The sequence below is a fragment of the Mesorhizobium sp. WSM4871 genome (genome assembly GCF_055811295.1).
Genome location: NZ_JBVVPU010000012.1, coordinates 183,873 through 210,022, shown reverse-complemented (window position 1 = coordinate 210,022; position 26,150 = coordinate 183,873). Strand labels below are relative to the sequence as shown.

Annotated in this window: 18 protein-coding genes and 2 pseudogenes; 12 read left to right on the top strand and 8 right to left on the bottom strand. The window is 60.5% G+C overall.

The window, feature by feature from the left end:
* Nucleotides 1-2: 2 nt before the first annotated feature.
* Both AC0L2H_RS24285 and AC0L2H_RS24280 read right to left on the bottom strand, forming a co-directional pair.
* On the bottom strand, nucleotides 3-1,523 hold the full coding sequence (locus tag AC0L2H_RS24285; protein ID WP_473592590.1) for an ABC transporter substrate-binding protein: 1,521 nt from the start codon (nucleotides 1,521-1,523) through the stop codon (nucleotides 3-5).
* 35 nt (nucleotides 1,524-1,558) lie between these two features.
* Nucleotides 1,559-2,743, bottom strand: coding sequence for a CaiB/BaiF CoA transferase family protein (locus AC0L2H_RS24280; protein WP_473592589.1), 1,185 nt, complete (start codon nucleotides 2,741-2,743; stop codon nucleotides 1,559-1,561).
* Nucleotides 2,744-2,918: 175 nt separating this feature from the next.
* Between AC0L2H_RS24280 and AC0L2H_RS24275 the strand changes: the two genes are divergently transcribed.
* Nucleotides 2,919-3,836 carry a LysR family transcriptional regulator gene (locus AC0L2H_RS24275; RefSeq protein ID WP_473592588.1) on the top strand — a complete coding sequence of 306 codons (918 nt, stop codon included), beginning with the start codon at nucleotides 2,919-2,921 and terminating at the stop codon, nucleotides 3,834-3,836.
* 351 nt (nucleotides 3,837-4,187) lie between these two features.
* On the opposite strand, the pseudogene AC0L2H_RS24270 reads toward AC0L2H_RS24275, so the two are convergent.
* Nucleotides 4,188-4,404: pseudogene (locus AC0L2H_RS24270) on the bottom strand (antitoxin); the annotation flags it as partial.
* A 566-nt stretch (nucleotides 4,405-4,970) separates the two neighbouring features.
* Between AC0L2H_RS24270 and AC0L2H_RS24265 the strand changes: the two are divergent.
* The gene (locus tag AC0L2H_RS24265; RefSeq protein ID WP_473592587.1) at nucleotides 4,971-6,347 is read left to right on the top strand and encodes a carbohydrate porin; all 1,377 of its coding nucleotides are present in this window, start codon (nucleotides 4,971-4,973) and stop codon (nucleotides 6,345-6,347) included.
* 140 nt (nucleotides 6,348-6,487) lie between these two features.
* On the opposite strand, the gene AC0L2H_RS24260 is transcribed toward AC0L2H_RS24265, so the two are convergent.
* Genes AC0L2H_RS24260 through AC0L2H_RS24250 form a run of 3 tightly spaced genes read right to left on the bottom strand, consistent with a single transcriptional unit; the run spans nucleotide 6,488 to nucleotide 9,677 of the window.
* Nucleotides 6,488-8,044 (bottom strand): DHA2 family efflux MFS transporter permease subunit, encoded by a 1,557-nt coding sequence (locus AC0L2H_RS24260; RefSeq protein WP_473592586.1) that lies wholly within the window; start codon nucleotides 8,042-8,044, stop codon nucleotides 6,488-6,490.
* Complete coding sequence (locus AC0L2H_RS24255) at nucleotides 8,041-8,559, bottom strand: isoprenylcysteine carboxyl methyltransferase family protein (protein WP_473592585.1); 519 nt, start codon at nucleotides 8,557-8,559, stop codon at nucleotides 8,041-8,043. Before AC0L2H_RS24255 ends, AC0L2H_RS24260 begins: the two co-directional genes overlap by 4 nt.
* Entirely contained in the window at nucleotides 8,556-9,677 is a 1,122-nt protein-coding gene (locus tag AC0L2H_RS24250; RefSeq protein WP_473592584.1) for a type III polyketide synthase, read from the bottom strand. Before AC0L2H_RS24250 ends, AC0L2H_RS24255 begins: the two co-directional genes overlap by 4 nt.
* Before the next feature lie 392 nt (nucleotides 9,678-10,069).
* Between AC0L2H_RS24250 and AC0L2H_RS24245 the strand changes: the two genes are divergently transcribed.
* On the top strand, nucleotides 10,070-10,849 hold the full coding sequence (locus AC0L2H_RS24245; RefSeq protein ID WP_473592583.1) for an alpha/beta fold hydrolase: 780 nt from the start codon (nucleotides 10,070-10,072) through the stop codon (nucleotides 10,847-10,849).
* Nucleotides 10,850-10,966: 117 nt separating this feature from the next.
* Nucleotides 10,967-11,833 carry an MBL fold metallo-hydrolase gene (locus AC0L2H_RS24240; protein WP_473592582.1) on the top strand — a complete coding sequence of 289 codons (867 nt, stop codon included), beginning with the start codon at nucleotides 10,967-10,969 and terminating at the stop codon, nucleotides 11,831-11,833.
* Between the two features lie 240 nt (nucleotides 11,834-12,073).
* Here AC0L2H_RS24240 and AC0L2H_RS24235 read toward each other — a convergent pair whose 3' ends face one another.
* Nucleotides 12,074-12,424 (bottom strand): DUF1330 domain-containing protein, encoded by a 351-nt coding sequence (locus tag AC0L2H_RS24235; protein ID WP_473592581.1) that lies wholly within the window; start codon nucleotides 12,422-12,424, stop codon nucleotides 12,074-12,076.
* 699 nt (nucleotides 12,425-13,123) lie between these two features.
* Between AC0L2H_RS24235 and AC0L2H_RS24230 the strand changes: the two genes are divergently transcribed.
* From AC0L2H_RS24230 to AC0L2H_RS24215, 4 genes and pseudogenes are all read left to right on the top strand, one after another.
* Nucleotides 13,124-13,396, top strand: coding sequence for a hypothetical protein (locus AC0L2H_RS24230; protein ID WP_473592580.1), 273 nt, complete (start codon nucleotides 13,124-13,126; stop codon nucleotides 13,394-13,396).
* Between the two features lie 131 nt (nucleotides 13,397-13,527).
* Nucleotides 13,528-13,997, top strand: a pseudogene (locus tag AC0L2H_RS24225) (malonate decarboxylase subunit alpha).
* 154 nt (nucleotides 13,998-14,151) lie between these two features.
* Complete coding sequence (locus AC0L2H_RS24220) at nucleotides 14,152-14,994, top strand: formate/nitrite transporter family protein (protein ID WP_473592579.1); 843 nt, start codon at nucleotides 14,152-14,154, stop codon at nucleotides 14,992-14,994.
* A gap of 302 nt (nucleotides 14,995-15,296) precedes the next feature.
* On the top strand, nucleotides 15,297-15,914 hold the full coding sequence (locus AC0L2H_RS24215; RefSeq protein WP_473592577.1) for a sigma-70 family RNA polymerase sigma factor: 618 nt from the start codon (nucleotides 15,297-15,299) through the stop codon (nucleotides 15,912-15,914).
* 163 nt (nucleotides 15,915-16,077) lie between these two features.
* On the opposite strand, the gene AC0L2H_RS24210 is transcribed toward AC0L2H_RS24215, so the two are convergent.
* Nucleotides 16,078-16,737, bottom strand: coding sequence for a response regulator transcription factor (locus AC0L2H_RS24210; protein WP_473592575.1), 660 nt, complete (start codon nucleotides 16,735-16,737; stop codon nucleotides 16,078-16,080).
* 530 nt (nucleotides 16,738-17,267) lie between these two features.
* On the opposite strand from AC0L2H_RS24210, the gene AC0L2H_RS24205 reads away from it, so the two are divergent.
* The 4 genes from AC0L2H_RS24205 to AC0L2H_RS24190 all read left to right on the top strand — a co-directional run bounded on the left by AC0L2H_RS24205 (nucleotide 17,268) and on the right by AC0L2H_RS24190 (nucleotide 26,140).
* Nucleotides 17,268-18,329: a helix-turn-helix transcriptional regulator gene (locus AC0L2H_RS24205; RefSeq protein WP_473592574.1), complete on the top strand. Its 1,062-nt coding sequence runs from the start codon at nucleotides 17,268-17,270 to the stop codon at nucleotides 18,327-18,329.
* A 99-nt stretch (nucleotides 18,330-18,428) separates the two neighbouring features.
* Nucleotides 18,429-20,717, top strand: a complete 2,289-nt coding sequence (locus AC0L2H_RS24200; protein ID WP_473592573.1) for an FdhF/YdeP family oxidoreductase — start codon at nucleotides 18,429-18,431, stop codon at nucleotides 20,715-20,717.
* Nucleotides 20,718-21,847: 1,130 nt separating this feature from the next.
* Nucleotides 21,848-22,573, top strand: coding sequence for an alpha/beta fold hydrolase (locus AC0L2H_RS24195; RefSeq protein ID WP_473592663.1), 726 nt, complete (start codon nucleotides 21,848-21,850; stop codon nucleotides 22,571-22,573).
* Nucleotides 22,574-22,966: 393 nt separating this feature from the next.
* Nucleotides 22,967-26,140, top strand: coding sequence for an efflux RND transporter permease subunit (locus tag AC0L2H_RS24190; protein ID WP_473592572.1), 3,174 nt, complete (start codon nucleotides 22,967-22,969; stop codon nucleotides 26,138-26,140).
* Nucleotides 26,141-26,150: the final 10 nt, after the last annotated feature.

Below are 26,150 nucleotides of genomic sequence, written 5' to 3'. Positions count from 1 at the left end.
TATCAGTTGGCCTTCAGGCCACGCAGATTGATCGAATCCTCGGCGAACCGGTAGACCACGGTGGGATTATTCGCCGTCTTTTCGCTCACGCCGATCAGGATCGGCGTATTGCTGACGAAGATCAGGAATGCCTCCTTGGCCAGGTCCGCCGCCATCTTCTTGTAGATCGGGGCCCGAACGTTCGTATCAGGCGACTCCAATCCCTGCTGCGCAAGTGACAGCAACGCCTGGCTCGGCTTGGCCTTGAAGGGATTGTAGGCGGCGTCTTCGTAGATATAGCGGAGCGCCACGAATTTCGGGTCGGTGTTGGTGGCCCATACGAGATTGGTCGCCGGGAAGTCCGTCGTGCGGCTGCGGCGGGCAAGAGTGCCCGGCTCCACCGGCACGATGTTCATGGTGATGCCGATTTCCTTGAAGAAGCCAGCCAGTGCCTCCAGGCGCGACTGGTAGATCGGGATCGACGGCATATCGAAAGTGAAACCGTTGGGGAACTTCGACTTCGCCATGAGCTCGCGTGCCTTGTCGAGATTGTAGGCGTAAACGCCGTCAACCGCCGGGTCATACGCCCAGTCGCCTTTAGCGTAAGGCTGGTAGGATTCATCGGCGAGTCCGAACTGCACGGCTTTGCCGAAAGCCGCGCGATCGATGGCGAATGCCATCGCCCGGCGGACGTCGACGTCGGCAAAGGCTGGCACCTTCGTGCCTTCCCGGTCGGAGATCACCACATGATAGTTGAGGCCGCCTGCGCCTCGGATGAGCTTCAGTCCGGGTGTGCGATCGATGATCGCCGACTGCGGGTTGGCAAGCCAGTTGCCGGCGTCGATCTGGCCGGTCTTCAACGCATTGAGGCGGGCGGTATCGTCGGGAAGCTCCCACACTTCGTAGCGCTCCAGGCCGATCTTGTCCTTGTCCCAATATGTCGGGTTGGGCTTGTAGACGCGCACCTCGCCCTCGCGCGAGTCTTCCTTCGAGTAGACATAGGGACCGGTTCCAATCGGATTGCGATCGATAGCCGGATCGGCCATCGCCGCCGGCGCGAGCATCATGCCACCGGTGGAGCAAAGGCTGTCGATGATTGCCGGATCGGGCTCCTTCAGCTTGATACGAAAGCTGTATTCATCGGCCGCCTCGGCGCTGTCGACGGTCTTCAGGCCCTCAATGATACCCAGCTTCAGGCCGCGGTTGATGTTCTCCGCCGCGACCTTGGCGTTGAACGCCTCGCCATTGCTGAAACTGACGCCCTGCCTGAGCGTGATGGTCACGTTGAGACCGTCGATCTTGTAGTCGGTGGCGAGCAGCGGGACAGGCTTGCCGTCGAGACCCTTCTCGAAGAGCGATTCATAGACGGGCCGCAGATAGGGAACCCCGCTGCCGCTCTGCTGCTGCGGATCCATGGTGATGAGCTTGACCTGTTCGGCGTATCGGAACGTACCCGACGGTTCCGCGCCCGCGGCGGTGACGCCAAGGCCTACGCTCAAGGCGACGGCCATCGAGACCATCGCATTTCTTATCCAGCGTTTCATGACTTTCCTCCCTAAGATCGCCGGAAGCCCTTTCGCTATGACCGTATCGTCCTTGCCGGACGGGCCGTCGCGAAAGAGGTACCGGAACTGAACATGTCGTTGTCCGCGCCGAGCTTGGGCGCCGGCGGCAGCGATGGTCGTCCACCATCGCTCCAACGGAATGCGGGACCAAGCGCGAGGGGCTCACCCTCGACGCCGATGCCCGGGGTCAGCGGATAAAGTTCGGCGAGATATTCGTTGAGATCACGGACCCGCGAAGCGGGCACGCCGGCGGCGTTCAACGCCGCCTCAAGCTCGGCAGCCCGATTGACAGCGAAAGCGGCAGAAAGCTGCCGGCGCAGCCCGTCCGTCGCCGCATCGGCGAGAAAGGAGCCGGCCGGCAGTTTGGCCGGCACATGCGGCGGCCTTGCCAGTTCGGGGCAGCCAAGCAGCCGGCAAAGCGTGGCGAACTGCCCCATCGTGTTGGCGGCAACGGAAATATGCCCATCGGACGTAGCGAACGTCTCCGCGCCCGGGCTGCCGACGAAGCCGCGGTTTCCTACTCGTACCGGCGCCTTTCCTGTTGCGATCGTGTTGGCGGCCGGTCCCGACATCAGCGCGAGCGCGCAATCGACCATTGAGACGTCCAGCGTTATCGACGCTGTATCCCCACGCAGCCGGCGGACGATGGCGGCGAGGATCGCCTCCGCCGCCGACATTCCCGTCGCGATATCGATGACCGGAAAACCGACCTTGATTGGTGGATCGTGCGGGTCGCCACCCTGCAACGCCATCATGCCGGTCGCCGCCTGAATGACATGATCGTAGGCGCCCCGCTCGCTGTTTGGTCCGCCCTGACCCCACCCCGAAATGGAACAATAAATGATATCAGACTGCGCCTTCGACAGGTCCTCGGGGGCAAGCCCGAGCCGCCGCGCCACGCCCGGCCGAAAATTCTCGACGAAGACGTCGCAGGTTTCCGCAATGCGCAGCACCGTGGCAAGGCCTTCCTCGGCGGCGAGGTCGACGACAATGGACTTCTTGCCGGCGTTGAGCGCGCGAAAGCCTGGCGTGAGGCCCTCGAGTTCGGGCTGCATGTCGAGCGCGCGCATCGGATCGCCGCCGCCGGGGCGCTCGATCTTGATCACTTCGGCGCCCATGCAGCGAAGATGATGGGTGGCGCAGGGACCGGCCAGTACGTGAGTGAGATCGAGCACTCGAAAACCTTCGAGTGGCAGCATGCGGTTCTCCTGTCCTCGGGCGCGAGGCTGCGCATCGATCGCAATCGGCGGATCGAGGCGTAGCTCGCGAGGCTCCTCCCCAGAGCCGAAGGCGAGCATAGGATCGAGCATGATGTTACTGGTAGTTATAATTACTAAGGTCTGTGTTATGAAATCCTGAAACCAGGATGGTGCGATGGACCTCAGGCAAATCCGCTATTTCGTCGCTGCCTGCGAGGAAGGTTCCCTAAGCGCCGCCGCGCAGCGGCTGAACTGCACTGCGTCCGGGGTGAGCCAGCAAATGAGCGCACTTGAGGCGAGGCTCGGCGCCGGACTGCTCGAGCGTACGAGGCGCGGAGTGAACCCGACTGCCGCAGGATGGCGCTTCTATGATCGTTGCCTCACTGTACTGAAGTCGGTCTCCGAAGCGGAGATGGAGCTTCAAGACTTTTCGGCCGGATTGAGCGGGACCGTATCGGCGGGATTTGCGCCCGGCCTTGCCAGGGCTGTGCTGCCGGCGGCGCTGGCGCGTTACACGAATGACTATCCGCGTGTCGACATCGAGATCGGCAGCGGAACGGCGGACGCCCTGGTGGCGGAAACCTCGGAAGGCGCGCTCGATTTTTATGTCGGCCAGTTCGTCAAGCCGCAACTTGGGCTCGCTGCCATGCCGATCGGGCGATTTCCCGTCGCCCTGATCTCTGGTTCGGGCTGTGGTTTCAGGCCGATGGAGCCCATTCGGCTCCATGAAATCAAACCGCTCAAGCTGTCCATACCGGCGGGGACCCACAGTCTGCGCCCGCGCATTGAGGAGGCCGCCCGCAACGGTGAGATTTTGGTCGAGCGAACCATCACGATCGCCAGCCTTTCCGCCGGACTTGAGTTCGTGGCCCAAACCGACTGGTCGTCGATCCTCCCCTTCTGGATCGGCCTAAAGGAACTCGGGAACGACCGCGTCACAGTCAATCCGATCGCCGATCCACATCTGAGCGTGGAACTTGCGCTGATCCATCCGGCTCAACGCCCGTTGTCTCGTCCGTCCCGCCAACTCTACGACCATTTTCGGCTGGAGTTGCAGCGCTGCGAAGAGGAATGGCAGTCCATCATGCGCTGACCTCCCTTTCTAACCTTCTGTCGGTGCGCGCTCCCTCTTCCGCGAAGAACGTGCGTGGATCCACGGCGGCATAGCGAAAGAGAAACTTATTCATACGCACCGACAAATGGTGACCGAAGGAGACCAAAAATCCTATAATAAATTCAATTACTTAGCTGGAAATCCGATGGTACCGTTGGCTGGGATCGATATGCCTACCAAGTTGTTGTTTTTGTTGAATTTTGTTCGCTTAATGCCTCGATTTGTATCACAATAGGTAGCACAATAGGTAGCACATTTCTGGCGACTGTCTGGGCGTACGCGAGCCGCGAAGACGCCGCAATGTCGATCCGCCCTGATGTTCCGGATCATTAGAGGCTTGGATGAAGCGTCTTTGCGGCGCTGCCAGGTTCGCAGGCCACTCATGCCAACCGCCTTTTCGATCGACGCTGTCTTGTTGATGAAGACCAGCTGTCCGACGAGGTGATTTAGCGCCGAGCCCGCAGACCGAGTAGAAGCAGTTCATGCGCGTCAAGGGCACTGTCGATCGACGCGACAGTATACGAGACCCGCCGAGCAATGCCTCCACCCTTTGGAGACCTTGCCGGAGCTGAAATACGGAATCCCAATCAGGCGGTCGCGAGAAGCAGTTTGGCCTGCATCTCCTCAAGCAGCCCCAAAATGGGGCTGTAACTTGAATGCGTTAGTCACGCTTCGCCGTTGATCCGTTAGCTCCCGCCAAGGACGGCGTTCTTCATTGCGAAGCCCGGAGGATTTACCAGAACACTGGTCTCGTTGACGTTTTCGTGTCTCAAGATCACAGTGTTCCCGGATCATTCCGCTACGCCAACGGGGGGTAACTTGGCGAGCCTGATTTCCACCTCACCGAGCGAGGTCAACGAGGGCATTTCCATCAGCGAGCGTTCAAACTATGGCCACCGCCAGAAGCACATGTATGCAGTGTTTGCATACGACAGGACTTTGTCGCTAATTTAGTACTGCGGCTTAAGGGATGTCGACGCATCAGCGGCTGACTCGGCTGCAACGGATGATGAAGTCAATTGCAATGCTGGATCGCAATGCATGATCTCGCTTCGGGGACTTAGTCGTTTTCGGAATGACACAATCCGCATGAGAACTAGTAGGCCGTCGCGCATGGCTCGACTCAAGTCTCAATGTGGGAGCGGCATTTGCGGAATCGCAGTTTTTGCGATGCTGACATTTCCAACACTCGCTGCGGATGCGACGCCGCATTCCATTTGGGAGTGGGGCAATTTGACCGGCGACTGGTCCGGTGCACGAACAGCGCTCACCGATCGTGGGATCACGCTTACACTGGACTACGTAAGCGAAATGATAGCGAATTTGCGAGGCGGACTCGAGCGTCAAACGACTTACGAAGGCCGTCTGGAAGCTTCGGCGGACTTCGATTTCGACAAGCTTACGCACTGGCGAGGCGGTTCAGCGCATGTGACGGTCTATCAGATCCACGATGTGAACCAAAGGAACGCGGCTGACAGCGTCGGAAGCCTTGGAGACCCTAGCAACATCGACGCGTTGCCCACCACACGTCTTTTTACGGCCTGGGTTCAGCAGGAGTTTCCCAATAAAAACTTGTTTCGGATAGGCCAATTGTCAGCCGATGAAGACTTTTCGGTAATGAAGTCAGCAGGCAACTTGCTGAATGGAGCTTTTGGCTGGCCGGTTCTAAACGGGGCAGATATGACGAGCGGCGGCCCCGCATATCCGCTCGCCACCCCAGGCGCCCTGGCGGTGTTCTATTTGCAGCCGGATGTCGTTCTTCGTGCCGGGGTATTCAGTGGGAATCCAGCTGGGAACGATTGCCAGGACGACCCGCAGGTTTGTAACCGGCATGGAACCACATTCAGCACTAGCGGCGGTGTGCTGCTGATGGGGGAACTAGCCTACGAGATCAACCAGGAAGACGGGGCCGGCGGTCCCGCCATCGCCCTTAAGATCGGCGGTTGGTACCATACGGGCACATTTGCAGACCAGCGGTTCGGCCGCGACGGTGTCGGCAACGTTGTATCGTTGGCAAATCCCAGCGTGGTTGAACCTCTTACGCACCGAGGCGATTGGGCGTTATATGGCCTGGTGGACAATACGCTTTTCACTTCTAGTCAGATGAGTGTCAGTGCGTTCCTGCGGGGGCAGTTGGCACCTTCCGACCGCAACCTTGTATCATGGGGGGTGGATGCCGGTATCGCTATCGAAGGTCTCTTCGAAAATCGGAAGGACGACACACTGACCATGGCTGTAAGTCATTCTCGCATTAGCGCCAGGGCGGCCGGCCTGGATAGGGATACATCCGCTGGTTCAGCCGGCTATCCGATTAGGGATGCCGAGACGGTTTTTGAACTGAATTACTTCGTCGCGGTTTCGCCTTGGTGGTCAATTCAACCCGACATTCAGTATGTTGTTCATCCCGGCGGAAATGTTCCTGATAAAACGGGAAAGCAAGCTGTCAACGATGCGTTCCTGGTAGGCGTGCGCAGCTCGATCAGCTTTTAGCATCAGCGAGCGGGCCTAAACCATCATGCGAGGCGCTGCGTGTAGCTTAACCGGGCTCCCGTCGCGTTCCGCGGGTACACCCAGCCCGCGCGGGATCTAGATCTGCGATCCTGTATTTGGATCGGAGACAGGCTTACTGTTTACGCCGTCGCTGCCTGAGGTTGTGTCGGCCGCCGTGTCGCCGGCACAAGCAAGGCAAGGGTAAACCCTAAGATCATGGCACAAGCCAGCATGGCCCACGCCTCATTAATGGCTTGGGTGAGCGCCGCCTTTTGGATTAGCGGCTGCACGATGGCTTCGACGGCGGGGTCGATATGCTTTGAAACGGGGCCTGTCACGAATCCGGGTGGCAGACCGATGAGCGTCGCAATCTTGCTGTCGCCTGCCAGGAGATCCTCGCCAAGGTTTTTCGCAATCGTTGGAGATCGTCCCCAAATGACCGTGTCGATCAACGCCAGGCCGATGGCCCCGCCAAGATTGCGCATGAGATTGAACAAGGCGCTGGCGTCAGGGAGATTTTCTGGTGAAATGTCGCCAAGCGCCAGCCGGGTAGGAGGCAACAGGCATAGCATGATGGCGGAGCCACGGATGACCTGTGGCCAAAACATGCCATCGAAGTCTGTCCCGGTCGTAGAGAAAGCACTCATCGCTAGGCCCGAGCCAAAAACCGCGAACCCAAACATGGATAGAACTTTCGCGGAGATGCGCGGCTCTAACCAGACAGCGACAGGCGATGTCGCCATTTGCGTGATGCCAGTGACGAGCATGATGAGCCCGACGGTCAGCGAGCCGTGATCGCGTACGAAAGACAGAAAGACGGGCATCAGATAAACCGAGCCGTATAGTCCCATGCCAAAGATGAAGCTCAGTGCGCAGCCGAGGGCAAAGCTCCGCTCGCGGAAGAGGTGCAGGTTCAGGACTGGCGATCGCTGTCTTAGCACGCGGGCTCCCAGGGTAACGCCTGCTCCCAGACTGAGGACCAGCAGGAGCGGGGTAGGTCCTTGGAGCCAGCCGAGGGTAGGCGCTTCCTTCAGCCCGATCTCCAAGGAGGCCAGGCAGGTCGCCATAAGAGCCAGACCCAGGACATCCAGAGTGCGTAGCAGCGATCGGTCCAAGTTTTCTTTCGCCAGCATCGTCATGCCCAACGCACAGGCGATGATGCCGGGAGTCACATTGACCAGAAACAGCCAATGCCAAGAGGTCGTCTCTGTAATCCAACCGCCAGCTACCGGGCCGACGCTCGGCGCGAGGACCGCCAGCATTCCAGCGATCATTGTCGCAATCCCCTGGAGATGTATGGGGAACAGCAGGAAAACAGCGGAGAATACGAGCGGGATAAGCATTCCGCCGGAAAAGCCCTGCAATATCCGCCAGGCGATCAGGGTCTCGAATCCGTGGCTTGCCGCACAGCCGATCGAGGCAACTGTAAAGACGCCGACGCCCGCCGAAAACAGGATGCGCACCCCCAAGGCGCGTGTCAGAAATCCGGTCAGCGGGATCGCTATCACCTCGCTGATTAGATAGGCGGTCTGCACCCAACTCATCCGATCGTCGCCGATGCCAAGAGCAGAGCGGATTGCTGGCAGCGCAGTCGCGACAATCTGCACGTCCAGCACGGCCATGAACATGCCGAGGCACATCGCAGCAAAGCCTATCCATGTTGCGAATTGGACCCGGACCGGTTCGTCGTCGGTCATAATGCGCGACCGACTGGCCTCGGACGCGCAATGCCAAGAGCTTTGTTCTCAGCCGGGATGCGCACAAACAGCATAGCCGCATTCAAAGCGGAAAATATCAGGGCATACCAGCCTAGATGGAAAGCCATCGGCAGCAGTGCAATCTCGGCGACGACCACCAAATAGTTGGGATGCGAGATCACCGCGTACGGTCCGCGCACAACCAGAGGCGAGTTCGGCAATATGATGATACGTGTCGTCCAGCGTCGTCCCAACGTCGCCAGGATCCAAATCCGAAGGGGTTGGACGGCGAGGTAGGCGAGCAGGAACCCCACGTCGACGGAACGGCCCGGCGCCAGCCACCACAATCCCCCGAGCCAACTTGCATGAAGTATAACCAGGAACGGGTAATGAGCAGGCGCCGCTTCCCACGCGCCTTTGTCGAGAAGCCTTTTTGTGTTGTGATGGGACAGGATCAGCTCTCCAAGCCGTTGGAGAGTTACCAATGCAAGGACCAGAACCGCTTCCATCGTCATGTCGCCCGCACGAGAGACACACATGATGCGCTGAAGCCCGGTCCCATGGCCAAAAGAGCGGTCCGCTTCGGCAGTCCCTCGGCAATTGCCCTCGCCAGAACGAACAGGACGGTTGGTGCCGACATGTTTCCGAAGTCGCTTAGCACCGTTCTCTCGTGATCAAGCGATCCTTGGTTTAATTCCAGCGAGCGCTCAATTGCAGTTACCACCTTCGCCCCTCCGGGGTGGCAGATGAAGCGTCCGATGTCGGCCGCGCCGAGCCCTATGCGTGCCAAGACACCTTCTACCGCCGGGCCCAGGTTGGTCGTGGCGAAAGCCGGCAGGTTCGGTGCAAGCAGGACGCCAAATCCCACGGGATCCATGTTCCATCCCATGATGCCGAGAGTATCCGGCCACAGATGTTCGCCTGCGCCGTCGATCATTGCGATGCCTGCCTGACCAGAGCGCAGGACACACGCTGCGGCGCCGTCACCGAAGAGCGCCGTGGAAATCACGTTGGTCTTGTCAACAAGGTCCGAACGAAAGGCCAGCGAGCACAACTCGAGAGACACCATGAGGACTGTCGACCCGGGCCGAGCCGCAGCCATGCGCGAAGCAATGGCCAGGCCGCTCACGCCGCCGGCACAACCAAGGCCGAATACCGGAACGCGTTCGATATCGGGTCGGAATCCCATCTGTCGATGCACGACCGCGTCCAGGCTCGGTGTCGCAATCCCCGTGGAAGAAATGAAGACAACGACATCCACGTCTTTTGCCACGCATCCTGCGGCGTCGAGCGCCTTGTTTGCAGCCTCGACGAACAAACGGCTACCTTCCTCCACGTACACAGCGGTGCGCTCAGGCCAACCCCGCGGTTCGAGATACCAGGCAACTGGGCGCGCGACGTGCCGCGTACGTATGCCAGTGTTAGCGAAGACGCTCGCCATACTCGGTGAGCGCTCGAAAAGATCCGTGAAAAGGAGTTGCGCCATCGCGGCTACTTCCTCCTGCCCGACTACATACGGTGGAAGCGCCGTGGCCAACGAAAGCAGGCCGACGAGGTGGCTTGCGCCGGATACGCCAGCCGAAATATCAACGTCGTGCTGCAGGGGTGCGGTGAAGTCAATCCTGTTAAGCATGGTACCATAACGACCCCAGTCGCCAACTGCAGCGCTGGACGTCGTCCTCAATCCGGGTTTCATCACTCCAGCGAAGCCCGGGCATATCTTCGTTATGCTCGATAGATATCTTCCGGCCTTCACAGAAGATCAATAAATAGCCAAATCGAAATATAAATTATACGCTATACCTTGGTTTTAATTTCTAGCTAAATGTTCAACCAATATATACCTTTGTATAGATTGGCCTTGCGATTGCCGTGGCGGCATATCTGCGCCTGCGCTTTGCCTAGCGCCTTGAAGCTGTTTCTGCAGTTGCTGGAAGTCCCACCCGGAGCTCAGGCCGCGTATAACCACGCATAACCGTTTGGCGATTTCCCACACATAACTTTCTCCATCATGGACGAAACATCATGCGCAAAACGATCAAGAACCTGGCACTCGCAGCAGCTGTCGGCTTTTCGGGAGCTGCGCAGAGCGCCGACGAACCGATGCCCACGATCGTCTTGGTACACGGTGCCTTCGCAGGATCGTCGAGCTGGAACGGCGTCATCGAAGAGTTGGAAAAGGATCGTTTCCACGTCATAGCGGCCGCCAATCCGCTGCGTGGAGTGGCCAGCGACGGAGCCGCTGTGTCAGCCGTGGTCAAGTCCTTGACGGGCCCAGTGATCCTGGTCGGTCACTCATATGGCGGTGCAGTGATCACTGAGGCTGCGAACGGCAACGCGAATGTGAAGGCCCTTGTCTATGTGTCGGCATTCGCCCCCGAAACGGGCGAGACTAGTCTCGGCCTGACGGAGAAGTTTCTGGGCAGTACACTTGGCGACACGCTCGCTCCGCCGGTGGCGCTGAGCAATGGCGTGACCGATCTCTACATTGAGCAGTCCAAATTCCCTCAGCAATTTGCCGCCGATGTACCGACGGAGCAGGCACGGTTGATGGCTGTGACCCAGCGGCCGGTGGCGCAGGCAGCTCTTACCGAGGCCTCGGGTGTGGCTGCCTGGAAGGCGGTGCCCTCATACTGGATCTACGGCACGGCTGACCGGAACATCCCGCCGGCCGCGATGGAGTTCATGGCCCACCGGGCCAAGTCGCGGGCCACGGTGGCAATCGACGGCGCTTCCCATGTTGTCATGATATCCCATCCAAAGCAGGTGGCTTCACTGATCAGGGACGCGGCAAGCGCAAAATAGTCACTGGTCGATGGCAGAACGAGCCGTCCGCCCGGGCTGCCCCGTCGTCCATCCCGCATCTGTCGAACGCGGGCGGTTCCAGGGTATACGGTAAAGTTATGACTAAGGACCTTGACTATGACATCGAGCACACCTCACCTCAGCGACCTCCAATATGATGTGCTGACGGTCACACGGCCGGGGCTTGCCCGCGATCTGCCGCCGGGCAAGGAGGACCTGGCGTGGGTGGCAAACTCCTCGACGCTGATCCACGGCGCGCGCTACGCGGTGCTGGTGGATACGTTCCTGACAGTAGAGCAGTCACGCACGCTGGTGGACTGGGTTGCTGTCAGCGGCAAGAAGCTCATCACCATCTATGTGACGCATGGTCACGGGGATCACTTTTTCGGCTTGGCGGCATTACTGGGACGCTTCCCGGAAGCACGGGCCCTCGCCGCGCCAGAGGTGGTTGGAGCCATGCGGAGCCAATTGACCGAGGCGTGGCAGAAAGACTTCTGGCGCCGCCTCTTCCCCAACCAAATTCCGGAGCATCTGCGCGTCGCCGATCCGCTTGAGAGCGGCACGATGGACTTGGAAGGCCACAAGCTGGATGTTGTGGACACCGGCCGCACGGACACCGCCCATTCCACCGTCCTGCATGTGCCGTCGATCGGCCTGATCGTTGGGGGCGATGTGGTCTACAACGGCATCCACCCGTATCTCGGCGAGACCAATACCGAAAGCAGGCTCGAGTGGATTGCCACGCTGGACAGGCTGGCTGCCCTGAAGCCGAAGGCGGTGATCGCGGGCCACAAGGTGCCGGCGAACAGGGACGACCCAAGCATCGTCGCGGAGACGCAACAGTATCTGCGAGATTTCAATCGCCTCGACGCGGTCACGTCCAACGCACGAGAACTCTATGACGCGATGCTGGCGCTGTATCCGGGTCATGCAAATCCCGGTTCGCTGTGGGGCGGTGCAAACAGGGCCAAGCAGCGCAGCTAGGACAGACGGGCGACGCCACTTGCCATGGGCATTGACTAGCCGGGGCTTGCTAGGTTTCCCTAAATCGCGTGTGCCCTGCACGAGCGAACATCAGGATGCGACAGATTCATCAAAATCTGCGGACCTGCGCAGGCTGCCTATCGCCCTCGAACATCAGAGTTGACGTCGACAACGCGCACGCGTCCGGACACGGAGATGGCGCCAGCACGTCGCTCGGACCAATCGAGACAAGCAAACGTTTCAGGCTCTTTTGAGCGCCCGACGGATGTCCTTGGCGAATTCCTTGATCGTGAAGCCATCGGGCAGCGAGTCGATCAGGACGAGGTCGGAGATGGCGTTGCGGACACGCAGAGGCGCGATCGCCTGATATACGGCTGAATTGTACCAAGCGCTCGCAGTATCGCGGCTTGGGAACTCCATCAGCACGACCGAGCCCGGCCAAGCTCCCTCGAGTACGTCAACTGAGCCCTGCGCCAGCCACTTACCGCCATAGGGTGCAACGGTAGCCTCGACCTGCTCGAGATAGGACAGACCTTCACCGTTGGGTACATCGCCAGGGATTCGCAGATGGTTGATTAGATAGGTCGACATGGAAAATCCTCAATGGAACGCATGGTGTCGCGGCAACGAAGAAGAGGGCGTGCGACATCGCCCTCGCACCGCTTCCAGATCACTCCGGACTGATATCTGGCCCGTCGTTTGGAAATTCGCGAGTACCGTCTCTTCCATGACGTGCTTCCTTGGCACTATGTTAGGCATCCCCAAACACGGCGACCGGCATCGGTGGTCGGCTCGCCGGGATGGCGCTCGCACCGGAGGGGGTGCGACCCTCACCATCGGTACGCCCGCACACGGTACGGATCAGGTATTGACCGACGCAAGGAACGCCGATGCTGGGCGCCGCGATACTTGCAAAAGCAGAGGCAAGAGGTCTTTTGAGAACGCCGCTGTGATTTCAATATTGCCCGATTCGAGCCGCCCACAGGGGGGATGGCGCGCCTCAGACAGATCTCCCGCTCGTAGGCACGCTGATCTTCCCGCCTGCGGCCCAGCGCACGACGTCCAGACTATGGCCGGCCCCCTGACATAACCCGGCCCAGCCAAAATGACGTTCGTCGCACCTCCATTGCTGCGACCGCATTCGTCATGGCACGGCCAGTCATCAACAGTCTTTCAGACAAAAGCCTAGCGGTTAGAGAAAATACATAAGTCAGGTTGGGGGTTAATTTTTCTACCCACCAACGCAATTTGTCGCTGGTACCACCATTGAACTAGGAAGGACCATACCCCGTGAACATCAAAGCTATCTGCCTCGGTGCCGCAATTGCATTTTCCCCGTCTGGCGGCATTGCACTTGCCGGCACGCTGGGTGAGCCGGACACTATGAAACCGTTCTTTACGGATGCCAGCATGAAAACCATGAAGCCGCTGAAGGAATTCAAGCACGTATTCATGGCTATGCCTGCCGAAAAGCAACAAGCGATGAAGAACGAGTGCAAAGGCATGGAGCAACCATACACCGCCTTCTGCGCGAATGTGAATACGCTCGGTGGCCATAACTAAGGCCCAGTCAGTCACGCTCAACACCGGCCGCCGCGCGTGGAAGACCAAGCCGATTTGGGACCTGGTCGCCAGCAACGACTAGATCACCAATCCCGACATCGAGCGCTTCCACCATGTGAGCGGCCGGCAAGATCGAGCTCTGTGCGGATCATACCTGTCTCGAGCTGTTCTCGCGCTGCTTCATCAATCTGACCCCGCATGCCCCGCTCACCGTGGCACCCTGTGCGGATCGCGAGGGCAATCTTGAGATTGGTCCAACGCCGAGGATCCACCTGTCGTTATCAAGACGACCGCAGTCAGCAAGGGATCCTCATTGCGCAGCAACGAGTTGGTCGACAAGATGCCGCGCATCGACGTGCCGGGCGACCGGTCGATTTCGTCGTGGCGGCACGTCGACTTCTATGTCGAGCCGCTGTTCATGCGCGACGCGGCGCAGATCACCGAGATGCAAGATCCTCACCGCCATGCTGGCGCGTCGATCGCCTTCGACCTCATGGCGCGCCGCGCAGCGTCCATGGACTCGACGTCGCCATCGTCAACGGTCCGCTGCACGTCCTCGTCGGTGAGTGCGCGGCGGTCACCGGACCGGCACCCGACCTGACCGCGGCCGACAAGGCATACCAAGGAATGTCTGGACCTAAATCAAGCGCCTAATCCGGTTGCCCTGCGTAGGATGTCGCCGCGAAATGCCGACGGCTATCCAGTCCTGGTTAGCGGCGCACGGGAAACGTGCCTGACCCGAAAGGACAGCGATCATGAATGACAGCCTCTCACCGCTCGAAATCGCGCGGTCAATGGTGGATCTTGGCGCCGCCAAAGCCGCTCACGGCGTTCCCGATCTTGTGGTCCGCGGCATGCTTTCCGGAGCGCTTCTCGCCTTCGCGACGAGCCTGGCCCTGCAAGGTGCGCTTCAGACAAATGTCCCACTCGTTGGCGCTCTCATCTTCCCGGTGGGATTTGCCATCATCGTCATCCTTGGCCTCGAGCTCCTGACCGGGAATTTTGGTCTGGTTCCACTGGCCGTCCTGGCTCACCGCACGACGGTCGGCCGGATGTTGGCCAACTGGTTCTGGGTTTTTGTCGGCAACATGCTCGGCTCGCTGGCCTTTGCCGGGCTGTTCTATGTCGTCCTGACCGATGTCGGCAATGTCGGGGCGGGTGCGCTCGGAGATCATCTGCGCGCGCTCGCAGAAGCGAAGACGATCGCCTATGAGCCATATGGATATGATGGACTGGTGACCGGCTTCGTCAAGGCCATGCTCTGCAACTGGATGGTCTGCCTCGGCGTCGTCATGGGAACGAGTTCGAAGTCCGCCGTCGGCAGGATCGTCGGATGCTGGCTGCCAATATTCGCTTTCTTCGCGCTCGGTTTCGAGCACTGCGTCGTCAACATGTTCGTTATTCCCATGGGGATGATGCTCGGGGCCAAGATCAGCTTCGCAGACTGGTGGTACTGGAACCAGATACCCGTGACCCTGGGCAACATTGCTGGCGGATTCCTGTTCACGGGGCTTCCTCTTTATTGGACCTATCTGAGGGGCGGTGCGGAAGGCATGCCTGCCCCCGCGGCGAGGATGTCATTTGGCCCAGCCGAGTGATGGCCTGGCACTCTCGCGAACACCTCCTTCCTAAACATCGATTCGCGCACATTGCATCACGAAAGAATGTAGTCGTTTCGAAAAGAAGCCCTCGGTCGGGTCCGCCATGGTAGCGCCGACGGCACCCAGCCGACAGCATCGATTGGATGCAGCAAAAGTCAGGAGAGGCAGCCGCACATGCATCGGAGACCAGACGTGCAGTCTCGAACTAGCGGATGGTTGTGGCTATCTGGTTCGTGTCCGACCGGGTTCAGTCTAGATGGCGAGTTGCAATCGCCGCCATTGCGCACCGCCTGAAGACCATGAACACGACCCATCTCAAACTTCCGCCCAGTGCTTCGCGGCAGCCGCGTTTTCGCACGGCAAGCGTCGCGGAGGCCGAAATCGCCGACGAACGCAGGCGAGCGATCGTTGAGGAGATTCCACGGCTGCGCGGCTATGCGCGCGCGCTGATGCGGGACCGCGATGCCGCCGATGACCTTGTGCAGGACAGCCTCGAACGGGCGCTGTCGAGGATGGCGAATTGGACGGTAGGCGATACGCCACGCCGCTGGCTGCTCACAATCATGCACAATGTGTTCATCGACCAGTTGCGGCGCGCCAAACGCCACGCCCAGGCGGTGACCACGATCTCGGAAACGATAGATGCGATCGCGATGTCGCCAGAGGCCGAGAGGCTGGTCTCGGTGGATGTATTCTCCGCGCTTCAGCGGATCAACCCCGAACGGCGCGCAGCACTCGTGCTTGTCGCGGTTGAAGGCCTCTCCTACGACGATGCCAGCAAGGCGCTGGGCATTCCAGCGGGCACGCTGACGTCTCGGATCGCCAGAGGCAGAGAGGAGTTGCGATCGATCCTCGAAGGTGTTGCGCGGCCGCGACGACCAGGGCGAGCGAAGACTGAACCGGCGCCGTTTTCATGACGAGCCCAAGGAACACCATCCATGCCGGCGCGGCGTCCCGGGGTCATTATCCGGCGAACGGCGGAGCGCAGTGTGTGGTCGGACTGCGGCAACAGCATCGAGAACATCTGGAGGGGCGGGATCGGAAGATTTTCGTCCATACCGAATGACGACTTTGACATCTCTAGCGGTTTACGCTTCGAACGCCCAACCGTTCTGCAATCCGTACCAGGTCGGGCAAGGTTCGGACCGCCATCTTGCGCATGAGATGTCCGCGATGAATCTTGACCGTAATTTCGCTGAGGCCCATCTCGCCCGCGATCTGCTTGTTCATCAAACCCTTGGTCACGAAGAACATGACCTCCTTTTCGCGAGAAGTCAGTGTTTTGTAGAGGGCTGATAGCGTTGCCACTTCCTGGTCGGTTTCCCACCTTATGCGGTCGTTCTCGAGTGCACCGAAGACCGCATCAAGCATGTCCTGTTCACGGAACGGCTTAGTCAGAAAATCGATTGCCCCGGCTTTCATCGCGCGCACCGACATCGGGACATCGCCGTGGCCCGTCATAAAGACAATCGGCATTTGAATGTCCGACTTTGCAAGATGAGCCTGGAAATCGAGTCCGCTTACGCCGGGCAACCGGATATCGAGCACGAGGCAGCTTGGCGTTTCCGGTAGATTGCCCTGTAGGAACTGGCTGGTGGAGGCGAACAGCTCGACATGCAGCCCCACAGATCTGAACAGGCCGCTCAGGGCATCCCGCACAGCGTCATCATCATCGATGACATAGACGGTCGACGCAAAAGCGGTCGACGCGGATGGGCCTGGATTGGAACCTGCTGTCACGATAGCAATACGCCTCTCACGATTCCGGCTGCGGATGGCACAGCGCCATCTTAGCATATTAATCTGGCAACGAGACCCGCCAGGGCAAGACGTAGGCGATCCTCGAAACCCGCCTGGAATTCAACCGCACAGGTTGGCGGTAATCTTCCTGGAACGAACGCAAGTGCCGATTGGGAACGTGAGCGACTTTGCTCCAGGAGCATGGAGATGGCAGCGCTTGGATAACCACGAAGAGGTCATTCCGGCTTGTTTTCGCGTTACCAGTTTATCGCGTCGGCTATGCACCGGATCATGGCGCGGCGTCAGAGGCTTGTAGAAGACGCTGCCGCCGCCAAGCGGCCTCCCTGCCCAAGATTGCTGTGATCGCCAGAGCGCCGAAGGCGCCGCCGCCAATAGTTGATACCATCGTATGCGCCGCATAGCTGATGATATGATTCATTCAGACTGCCATTTAATGGAGCAGTTTTCCCACCCGTGTACCTTGGCCCGGCAAGCAGAGGAAAACTCTGAAGGCAGAGGAGCATGGTCCAATGCAGTTCGACTCATCGTCTGAATCCGAACATGACGATCGACGGCCGGGAGAGGATCGGCCCGTCCTCCCTCGACGCAAAGGCATAGCGCAATCGATGCAAGCCGACGGTCAGCGCCGAACGTCCGAATTCGGCTCGTCATTGTTCGACCCATTCGACGCAAGGCGCGACGCCTATCCGATGGCGCCAGATTCCGGCATGATTTCGATCCCCCTCACTCATATGAATGTCGTTCTCTCGGTGTCCGCCGCAGCGATGCAACGACCGCTTCGCGGTGGTCTGATGATGCATGCAAATGCCGCGGCAGACCCTGACCCCGCGGCGGTACCCGCCTTGGCACAATGCACCGAAGCAGACCGAAACGCGATCGACGGGCTGAGTATCTCCGACCGGCCCCGGGATCTCGGCCTTGCCGAACTGGTCCCGCAACGGCATTCCTCTGATCCGGTCGTCGAGCGTCTTTCCCGAGCGCTCGAGGCGGCCGAAGGCAGTCATGATGGATTTGGCGACCTCTATGCCGACGCAGTCCGCCTTGCTATCGTAACCCGCTTGCTCACGCTGCGCTCAAATCCAGAGCCAGACCTGAGGGCACGCGCTACGGCCGCCCTGCCGAGATGGCGATGGAAGCGGGTCGTCGAATACGTCGATTCACATCTCGATGAGGCGATCACGCTCGCCGACATGGCAGCAGTGGCGGGGCTCAGCCGAATGTATTTCGCCGCACAGTTCCGGGCGGCCACCGGCATTCGTCCGCATGAATTCCTGCTGCTGCGGCGGATTGACCGCGCCAAGCAGATGCTCATCGAGACCGAGATGACCCTGGTCCATGTGGCGCTGAGCGTGGGCTTTCAGAACCAAGCCCATTTCACCACGGTCTTCAGACGTTTCGTTGGCGAGACACCCTATCGCTGGCGTTGCGGCAACCGCACGGATGTCGCTGATCGCCCTTCCGACAGCGATCCCGCCTGTTGGTGCTACCCGCCTCGTGGGTCGGATACGCGGCCCATTCAGCTGGCATCTCCGGGAGAGTTGCCACCCCGCAGCGCTGCCGGCGCAACATAGTCGACATGGCTGGCAGCACCCCTGCGATGGAAAGATGTTGCTTGCCGGAATGCTCCTTGCCCAGGGAGGATTCTTCAGCTCTCCGTAAAGGTATCTCCGATGGCCAATGATATCCGTCCCTACAATGCCCCGGCCGGCGGGTGGGGAGCGCTCAAGGCGCTGGGCGAACACCTTGTCGAGCAGGGAATCCCGATCAAGGGGGCAGCCACTCTGGGGCGCATGAACCAGCCGGAGGGATTCGATTGCCCCGGCTGCGCCTGGCCGGACCCCAAGCACACTTCATCCTTCGAGTTTTGCGAGAACGGGGGCAAGGCGGTTGCTTGGGAAGCTACGGCGAAGCGCTGCACGCCGGAGTTTTTCGCCGCCCATACCGTTGCCGAGCTTTCAAGCTGGAGCGATTTCGATCTCGAGATGGTTGGGCGACTGACCCATCCGATGGCCTACGACGCCGCATCCGACCACTACGTGCCGGTCGGTTGGGACGAGGCCTTTGCAACCGTTGCCCGCCACCTCAACGGGTTGCCGGATCCCAACATGGCCGAGTTCTACACATCCGGCCGCACCTCGAACGAGGCAGCGTTCCTCTACCAGCTCTTCGTGCGCGAATTCGGCACCAACAATTTCCCTGATTGCTCGAACATGTGCCACGAGGCTACCAGCGTCGGCCTGCCGCACTCGCTCGGCGTCGGCAAGGGTACCTGCCTGCTTTCCGATTTCGACAAGACGGACTGCATCTTCATCTTCGGACAAAATCCGGGCACGAACAGTCCTCGCATGATGACGAGCCTGCGCAACGCCTCGCGGCGCGGCGCAACCATCATGTCCTTCAATCCGTTCCGCGAGCGCGCCCTGGAGCGATTCCAGTCGCCCCAGAGTCCGGTCGAAATGGCAACGCTTACGTCGACGCCGATCAGCGCCAAACTTTATCAGGTGCGTGTCGGCGGCGATGTCGCGGTCGTCAAGGGACTCATGAAAGTTCTCATGGAGGCTGACGATGCGGCGCGCGCAGACGAACTGCCGGCTGTCCTCGACTGGGACTTCATCAAGGGCCATACGACGGGTATCGAAGCGCTCACCGCCGACCTGCGGGCGACGCGATGGGAGGACATCGTGTCTCAGTCGGGGCTCGCTCGCGACGACATCGAATACGCCGCTCGCGCCTATATGCAGGCCGAACGAGCGATCGTTGTATATGGCATGGGCATCACGCAGCATCGGCGGGGCGCGCAAAGCGTGCAGCAGTTGGCCAACCTCACGCTGCTGCGCGGTCATATCGGCCGTGAGGGCGCCGGGCTTTGCCCCGTACGCGGCCATTCCAACGTCCAGGGCGATCGCACGGTCGGCATCACCGAAACGCCGACAAGGGAATTTCTCGATCGGCTTGAGCGCCGCTTCGGCTTCAAGCCGCCGTCCCATCACGGCCACAACGTCGTGACCGCACTAGAGGCCATGAAAGACGGCAAGGTGAAAGTGTTCTTCGCCATAGGTGGCAACTTCGTGTCCGCCATCCCCGACTGGGAGGTGACACGCGCTGCCTTGCGCAAGCTCGACCTGACAGTCCAAGTGTCGACCAAGCTCAATCGCAGCCATCTGGTACACGGGCGCGACGCGCTGATCCTGCCTTGCCTCGGGCGCACCGAAATCGACGTCCAGGCAACAGGGCCGCAGTCGGTCACGGTCGAGGATTCGATGTCGATGGTGCACGCCTCGGCGGGCCGCAATGCTCCGGCGTCAGAGTACCTGAGGAGCGAACCTGCAATCGTCGCCGGCATTGCGCGGGCAACGCTGGGCGCACGTTCCGTCGTCGACTGGGAAAGCTTTGCCGCCGACTACGACCTTATCCGCGACGCGATCGAAGACGTGTTCCCGATCTTCCAGGGCTACAATGCCCGCATTCGCATACCCGGCGGCTTCCATCTGACGTCAAACGCGCGCGAACGCATCTGGACGACAGCTTCCGGCAAGGCGAATTTCCTTGTCTTCGATGGCCTCGGCGAGGATCCGCCTCAGGACAGCCTCGACGTGCTGTGGCTGACGACGGTGCGCAGTCACGATCAGTACAACACCACGATATATTCGATGTCCGACCGCTATCGCGGTGTCTTCGGTCAGCGCGACGTGGTCTTCCTCAACGAACAGGAGATGGAAAGGCGTGGTCTCCAGGCCGACGACCGCGTCGACTTGATCACTCAGTCCACCGACGGCGTTGAGCGCCGCCTGTCCAATTTCCGGATCGTCCCGTATGCGTTCCCGAATGGCAGCTGTGCTGCCTACTATCCCGAGGCAAACCCTCTCGTGCCGCTCTATTCGCACGATCCGATGAGCTTCACGCCCTCCTTCAAAGCAATTCCAATTCGCATTTCGCGCTCGCGTGCCGAGGCGGTTTGACCATCGGCGCGATCGAACTCGCGTGCCTTCAGCCCTCACCATGGGCCTTTTCCTGCCGTTTCGATGTCGTGTGCTTCTCGTTGACGAACATTACTTCACGAAATCGAACGTGCTCAACCGCAATACTTTTCGAGGCATTCGTTGTTCACTGGAATCTACGAGATTTACTACGAAAGCAACCGGAGTGGCAAAATGATTTCCCATGACCAATGCCGATCTGCCCCCAGGAGGCTCCGCAGTAGCGATCTTGGAGTCGCATCGCGCTGGGTCGCAGCCAAGTGGCTGGATGGGTTCCGTTGCGGCACCGATGGCGCGAGCGGCAGTGTCGAGTTGGCGCAGTTTGGGGTTTTGGAACCCTATCTTGCCGAAGCAATCGTGCTGGAGCGGGGAGTTGACTTCGTGTTCGCGAAATGCGGCGCGGCGCTAGGCACGCTTTGTGGGGGGGACCGTAGCGGTCACAGGCTGTCCGCGCTCCCTCAGCCCAGCCGCGGGCAGCTCCGCCGCCTGTGTGTGCGGGCCGCTGCGGAGCAGTTGCCGCAAGCGCGACACGCAACCTGGGCGCTCGATGGGCGGATTTGGCAGTGTGCCATGCTGGCGCTGCCGACGGCCGGCGACGAGCTCTCCGCCACGCGACTTCTCGTCGCCCTGTTCTTTGCCCCTCACCCAATGTTTGCCGCCCAACCTGTTCCGCGCGGCGAAGCGTTGCGTTGGCGGCGAAGCTCCCATGCACGCCGCGCACGCGCCATTCTGCCGAACTCCTGAGGCGCTCGTCCGCTCCTCCCGCGGGCGCCCGAACTGGCGGTGGGTCGCATCAGCGATCCCCGCCCTTTTTTGGCTTCTAGGACGGCTGGCGCGCCCGTCACGTTCGCCACCGGACCTGTCCGTGCGGGGCGAGAAAGGCAGGGGCGTTTCTGAAAGACGCCGAACCGCGAAATCGGGATTGTCGCAACGAGCTGCCTCCGCCAACGCCCCGGCAACGGAGCCGGCCGCAGGATTTGCTACCGCATCGCCGGCCCTCATCTCGGTCATCGGCGCGTTCAATTGTTTGAAAAAACGGAAGGAAGAGACCCGTGCGCGAGATCATCAATGCCATCGCAATTGCCATCACTCTCGGCCTGTCGGGGGTCACCGTGGCGGATGCCGCCGACAATCCCAAGCCCGCGCCCAAGCCCGCGCATACCGTGGCGCGCAACGTCGTGCTCGTGCACGGAGCGTGGGCGGACGGATCGAGCTGGGCCGAGGTGATCCCGCTCCTTCAGGCAGCCGGCCTGAAAGTGACCGCGGTGCAGAATCCGCTGACGTCGCTGGCGGACTCGGTCGCGGAGACGCGCCGGGCGCTGGCGCTGCAGGATGGGCCGACCGTGCTGGTAGCGCATTCCTGGGGCGGCACCGTCATCAGCGAAGCGGGGACGGATCCCAAGATCACATCGCTGGTCTATGTGGCTGCGCGAGCACCGGATGCCGGTGAGGATTTCGTCGCTCTCTCCGCAAAATTTCCCGCAGGACCCGTCCGGGCCGGCATCCAGGTGAATGATGGTTTCTCCAGATTGTCCGAAGAATCATTCCTGAAATACTTCGCGAACGGTGTCGCACCCAGGCAAGCGAAGGTCCTGTATGCGGTTCAGGAACCCACCGCGGCGACTATCTTCGGCGGACGAACCACCGAAGCTGCATGGCATTCCAAGCCATCGTTCTATGCGGTGTCGAAGCAGGACAAGACGATCAACCCTGACCTCGAACGGTTTCTCGCAAAACGCATGCACGCGACAACGGTGGAGATCGATTCGGGCCACCTGTCGCTGGTTTCCCATCCCAAGGAGGTCGCCGACCTCATTCTGGCTGCCGCGGGCCGATGACATTGGATTTGAAACCGCCCCGGCGAAGCGATGCGGACGGGCCTGACGGCCTGGGCGGGCCGTCCTGACGACGACCCGCCCGCTGCCCGCTGCATCCACACGCTGGCAGGATTGGTCTCGCTCGCAGCACTGACGTGCCCAAACCGGTCCGTGCCCGGCAAACTGACGATGACTGACCAGTCGCGCCCGCCGGGGCGGATTGCGTCCAGCCATGAGCCTGGCGGCGTCACAGGGCAACGCTCGGTGCAGACGCTTTTTGGGCGCAAGCACCGGACATTCAAAGCAATGGGCGCAAAGCCATTTTGCAGACACTCACTAAAATCCGGCAACACGGCGACGTTCATCGCTCGAGCCGTTCCGACTAACGTCGCCAGGAAGGTCATCGGCTGAGACATGGGCATCGTTCGGTTCGCGCTGCGATTTCCGCACACGTTCTATGTGCTGGCTGCCTTGATTCTCTTTCTCGGCGCCGTCGCAAGTCGCGAGATGCGGTTGGACGTCTTTCCGGAAATCAACATTCCGGTGGTGACTGTAATCTGGAGCTATAGCGGCCTCAGCACGCCAGAAATGGAACAGCGCGTCACCACGTACAGCCAGTATGCGATCAGCTCCAACGTCAATGGCATCAAGAACATCGAGGCGCAGACCTTAGGGGGGCTGTCGGTCCAGAAGATCTATTTTCAACAGGATGTGAATCTCGACCTCGCAATCGCGCAGATCGTTTCGGCGACAAACGCCATTCGCGCCCTCCTGCCACCGGGAATCCAGGCACCGCTCGTGGTGCAGTTCAACGCCTCTAGCGTGCCGGTCCTGCAGATCAGCCTGAGCTCCGACACCCTCAACGAACAGCAGCTCTACGACTACGGCATCTATCGGATCCGCCAGCAACTGGCCCCGATCCCGGGTGTCACGCTGCCAACACCCGCGGGCGGAAAATATCGCCAGATCATGGTCGACCTCGACCCGTCGAAGCTCCTGGCCAAGGGCCTGACGCCGCTCGACGTCGTCAGCGCGGTCAACGCCCAGAACCTGACCTTGCCGTCGGGCACGGCCAAGATCGGCAACACACAGTATGTCGTGCGCACCAACGCCACGCCGGCAACCATCGACGAGCTCAACAACATTCCGGTCAAGGTCGTGAATGGCGCCACGGTGTTCGTCAAGGATGTCGGCCAGGTCCATGACGGATGGCTCGTTCAGCAGAACATCGTTCGCGAGAACGGCCGGCATTCGGTTCTGCTCAGTATCATCAAGAACGGCAATGCCTCGACGCTGGAGGTGGTCGATGCCGTTCGGGATGCCTTGAAGACGGCGCGTGCCGCAGCGCCTCCCGGCATGGAAATCAGAGAGCTCTTCGACCAGTCGGTGTTCGTCAAGCAATCGATCGCCGGCGTGCTGCGGGAGGGCGTGATCGCGGCCGCGCTCACCGCCTTGATGATCCTGCTGTTTCTCGGATCGTGGCGATCGACGCTGGTCGTCATGATCTCGATCCCGCTTGCGATCCTGTCGTCGGTCGTGGCGCTGTATTTCCTGGGCGAAACGCTCAACACGATGACGCTAGGGGGGCTGGCGCTGGCGATTGGCATCCTCGTCGACGATTCGACGGTGACGCTCGAGAACACCCATCGCCTGCTCACCGAGGAAGGACAGACGCTGCCGCAGGCGACACTGCATGGAGCTGCCGGCATCGCCGTGCCGACCCTGGTGTCGACGCTGGCGATAAGCTGCGTGTTCACATCGGTGGTCTTTCTGGAAGGTCCGGCAAAATATCTGTTCACGCCGCTCGGTCTTGCCGTCGTGTTCGCGATGCTCGCATCCTATGGACTTTCGAGGACGCTCACCCCAATCACCATCGGGTTGCTGCTAAAAAGAGAGCGCCACGACGCCTCGACGGGCTGGTTCGGCAGGTTTCACGCCAGGTTCGAACGTGGTTTCGAGGCCATGCGCCTGCACTATGCCGAGCTGCTGGCCGTACTCCTCAGGCGCCGGTTCATCGTTCCCGTCATTGCAGCCCTCGTGGTCGCATTGGGCGCTGTGCTGTCGACGCTCGTCGGTCGCGATTTCTTTCCCGCGATCGACGGCGGCCAGATCCAACTCCATGTGCGGGCCCCCGCGGGAACCCGGATCGAGGAGACGGAGAAGATCTTCCAGGCTGTCGAGGACAAGATCCGCGAAATCGTTCCCGATCGCGACCTTGAGCTTGTCGTCGACAATATCGGCCTGCCGGCGCGTGCCTACAATTTGGCGTTCACGGATGGATCGACTATCGGCGTGAATGATGGCGTGATCCAAGTCGCATTGAAAGACGGCCACGCGCCGACTGCCGACTATGTGCGCAAGTTGCGCGCCGCGCTGCCCAGCGCCTTTCCGGACGTTCTGTTCTACTTCCAATCGGCCGATATCGTCACGCAGATCCTCAATTTCGGACTGCCGGCACAGATCGATGTCCGTACGGTCGGCTATGACCGGGCTACCAATCTGCGGATCGCGATGGAACTGCGGCGCCGCATCGCAGCCATTCCCGGTGTAGTCGACGCACACCTGCAGCAGGAAGTCGACGCGCCGGCGTTCTATGCCGATATCGATCGCACGCGGGCCGCGCAGCTCGGCCTCGATGCCAGCACGATCGCCAACAACATCAATGTGAGCCTGAGTTCCTCCGAGCAGGTGTCGCCGAACTTCTGGACCGATCCGACCACGGGCATTCCCTACTATCTCGCCGTTCAGACGCCGGAAAACAAGATCGCGTCACTGAACGATCTCGGCAACACGCCCGTGTCCTCAACCATCAACACCGCCGGTGCACAGGTTCCTGGGCAGCTCAGCAACGTCGCGACGTTCAAGCGCGACAGTCTCCCGACCAACGCCAACCAGGCGAACGTCCAGCCGGTCTACGAAGTCTATGCAAGCGTCCAGGGCCGTGATCTGGGAAGTGTCTCCACTCAGATCAGCGCGGTCGTTGCCGACCTGCAGAAGCAGCTTTCGCCTGGAAACAACATCCAGGTCATAGGCCAGATCCAGAGCATGAACGACGCCTTCTGGGATCTCGGCGTCGGCATCCTGTTCGCCGCCGTGTTCGTCTATCTGCTGATGGTCGTGAACTATCAGAACTTCGGCGACCCCTTCGTCGTCATCCTTGCCTTGCCTGCGACCTTCTGCGGCATCGTGACGATGCTGTTCATCACGGGCACGACGCTCAACGTGCCTTCACTGATGGGAGCGATCATGGCGGTCGGGGTCGCTTCGGCCAATTCCATCCTGCTCGTGACCTTCGCCCGGGACCAGCAGTTGGCGGGCAAGTCCGCGTTCGACGCGGCGATCGAAGCCGGTCATACCCGGATCAGGCCCGTGCTCATGACCGCGGCCGCGATGATCGTCGGCATGGTCCCCATGGCGATCGGCGGAGCGGGCGAAGAGCAGAATGCCGCGCTGGCGCGCGCGGTCATCGGCGGACTTTTGTTTGCAACGCCCACGACGCTCCTCGTCGTGCCGTACCTGTTCGCGATGCTGCGCAGCGGACAGGACGGCAAGACGGCTCACGGCGTCTTCGACGAGGAAATCGCATGAAACCGAGGGA

What these genes read in the sequence shown, in the direction of transcription:
- AC0L2H_RS24255 (WP_473592585.1), bottom strand. Translation starts at nt 8,559, where the DNA reads ATGACGATGGAAGCGGTTCTGGTCCTTGCATTGGTAACTCTCCAACGG.
- AC0L2H_RS24220 (WP_473592579.1), top strand. Translation starts at nt 14,152, where the DNA reads ATGAATGACAGCCTCTCACCGCTCGAAATCGCGCGGTCAATGGTGGAT.
- AC0L2H_RS24250 (WP_473592584.1), bottom strand. Translation starts at nt 9,677, where the DNA reads ATGCTTAACAGGATTGACTTCACCGCACCCCTGCAGCACGACGTTGAT.
- AC0L2H_RS24275 (WP_473592588.1), top strand. Translation starts at nt 2,919, where the DNA reads ATGGACCTCAGGCAAATCCGCTATTTCGTCGCTGCCTGCGAGGAAGGT.
- AC0L2H_RS24285 (WP_473592590.1), bottom strand. Translation starts at nt 1,523, where the DNA reads ATGAAACGCTGGATAAGAAATGCGATGGTCTCGATGGCCGTCGCCTTG.
- AC0L2H_RS24235 (WP_473592581.1), bottom strand. Translation starts at nt 12,424, where the DNA reads ATGTCGACCTATCTAATCAACCATCTGCGAATCCCTGGCGATGTACCC.
- AC0L2H_RS24260 (WP_473592586.1), bottom strand. Translation starts at nt 8,044, where the DNA reads ATGACCGACGACGAACCGGTCCGGGTCCAATTCGCAACATGGATAGGC.
- AC0L2H_RS24280 (WP_473592589.1), bottom strand. Translation starts at nt 2,743, where the DNA reads ATGCTGCCACTCGAAGGTTTTCGAGTGCTCGATCTCACTCACGTACTG.
- AC0L2H_RS24240 (WP_473592582.1), top strand. Translation starts at nt 10,967, where the DNA reads ATGACATCGAGCACACCTCACCTCAGCGACCTCCAATATGATGTGCTG.
- AC0L2H_RS24215 (WP_473592577.1), top strand. Translation starts at nt 15,297, where the DNA reads ATGAACACGACCCATCTCAAACTTCCGCCCAGTGCTTCGCGGCAGCCG.
- AC0L2H_RS24205 (WP_473592574.1), top strand. Translation starts at nt 17,268, where the DNA reads ATGCAGTTCGACTCATCGTCTGAATCCGAACATGACGATCGACGGCCG.
- AC0L2H_RS24245 (WP_473592583.1), top strand. Translation starts at nt 10,070, where the DNA reads ATGCGCAAAACGATCAAGAACCTGGCACTCGCAGCAGCTGTCGGCTTT.
- AC0L2H_RS24190 (WP_473592572.1), top strand. Translation starts at nt 22,967, where the DNA reads ATGGGCATCGTTCGGTTCGCGCTGCGATTTCCGCACACGTTCTATGTG.
- AC0L2H_RS24265 (WP_473592587.1), top strand. Translation starts at nt 4,971, where the DNA reads ATGGCTCGACTCAAGTCTCAATGTGGGAGCGGCATTTGCGGAATCGCA.
- AC0L2H_RS24200 (WP_473592573.1), top strand. Translation starts at nt 18,429, where the DNA reads ATGGCCAATGATATCCGTCCCTACAATGCCCCGGCCGGCGGGTGGGGA.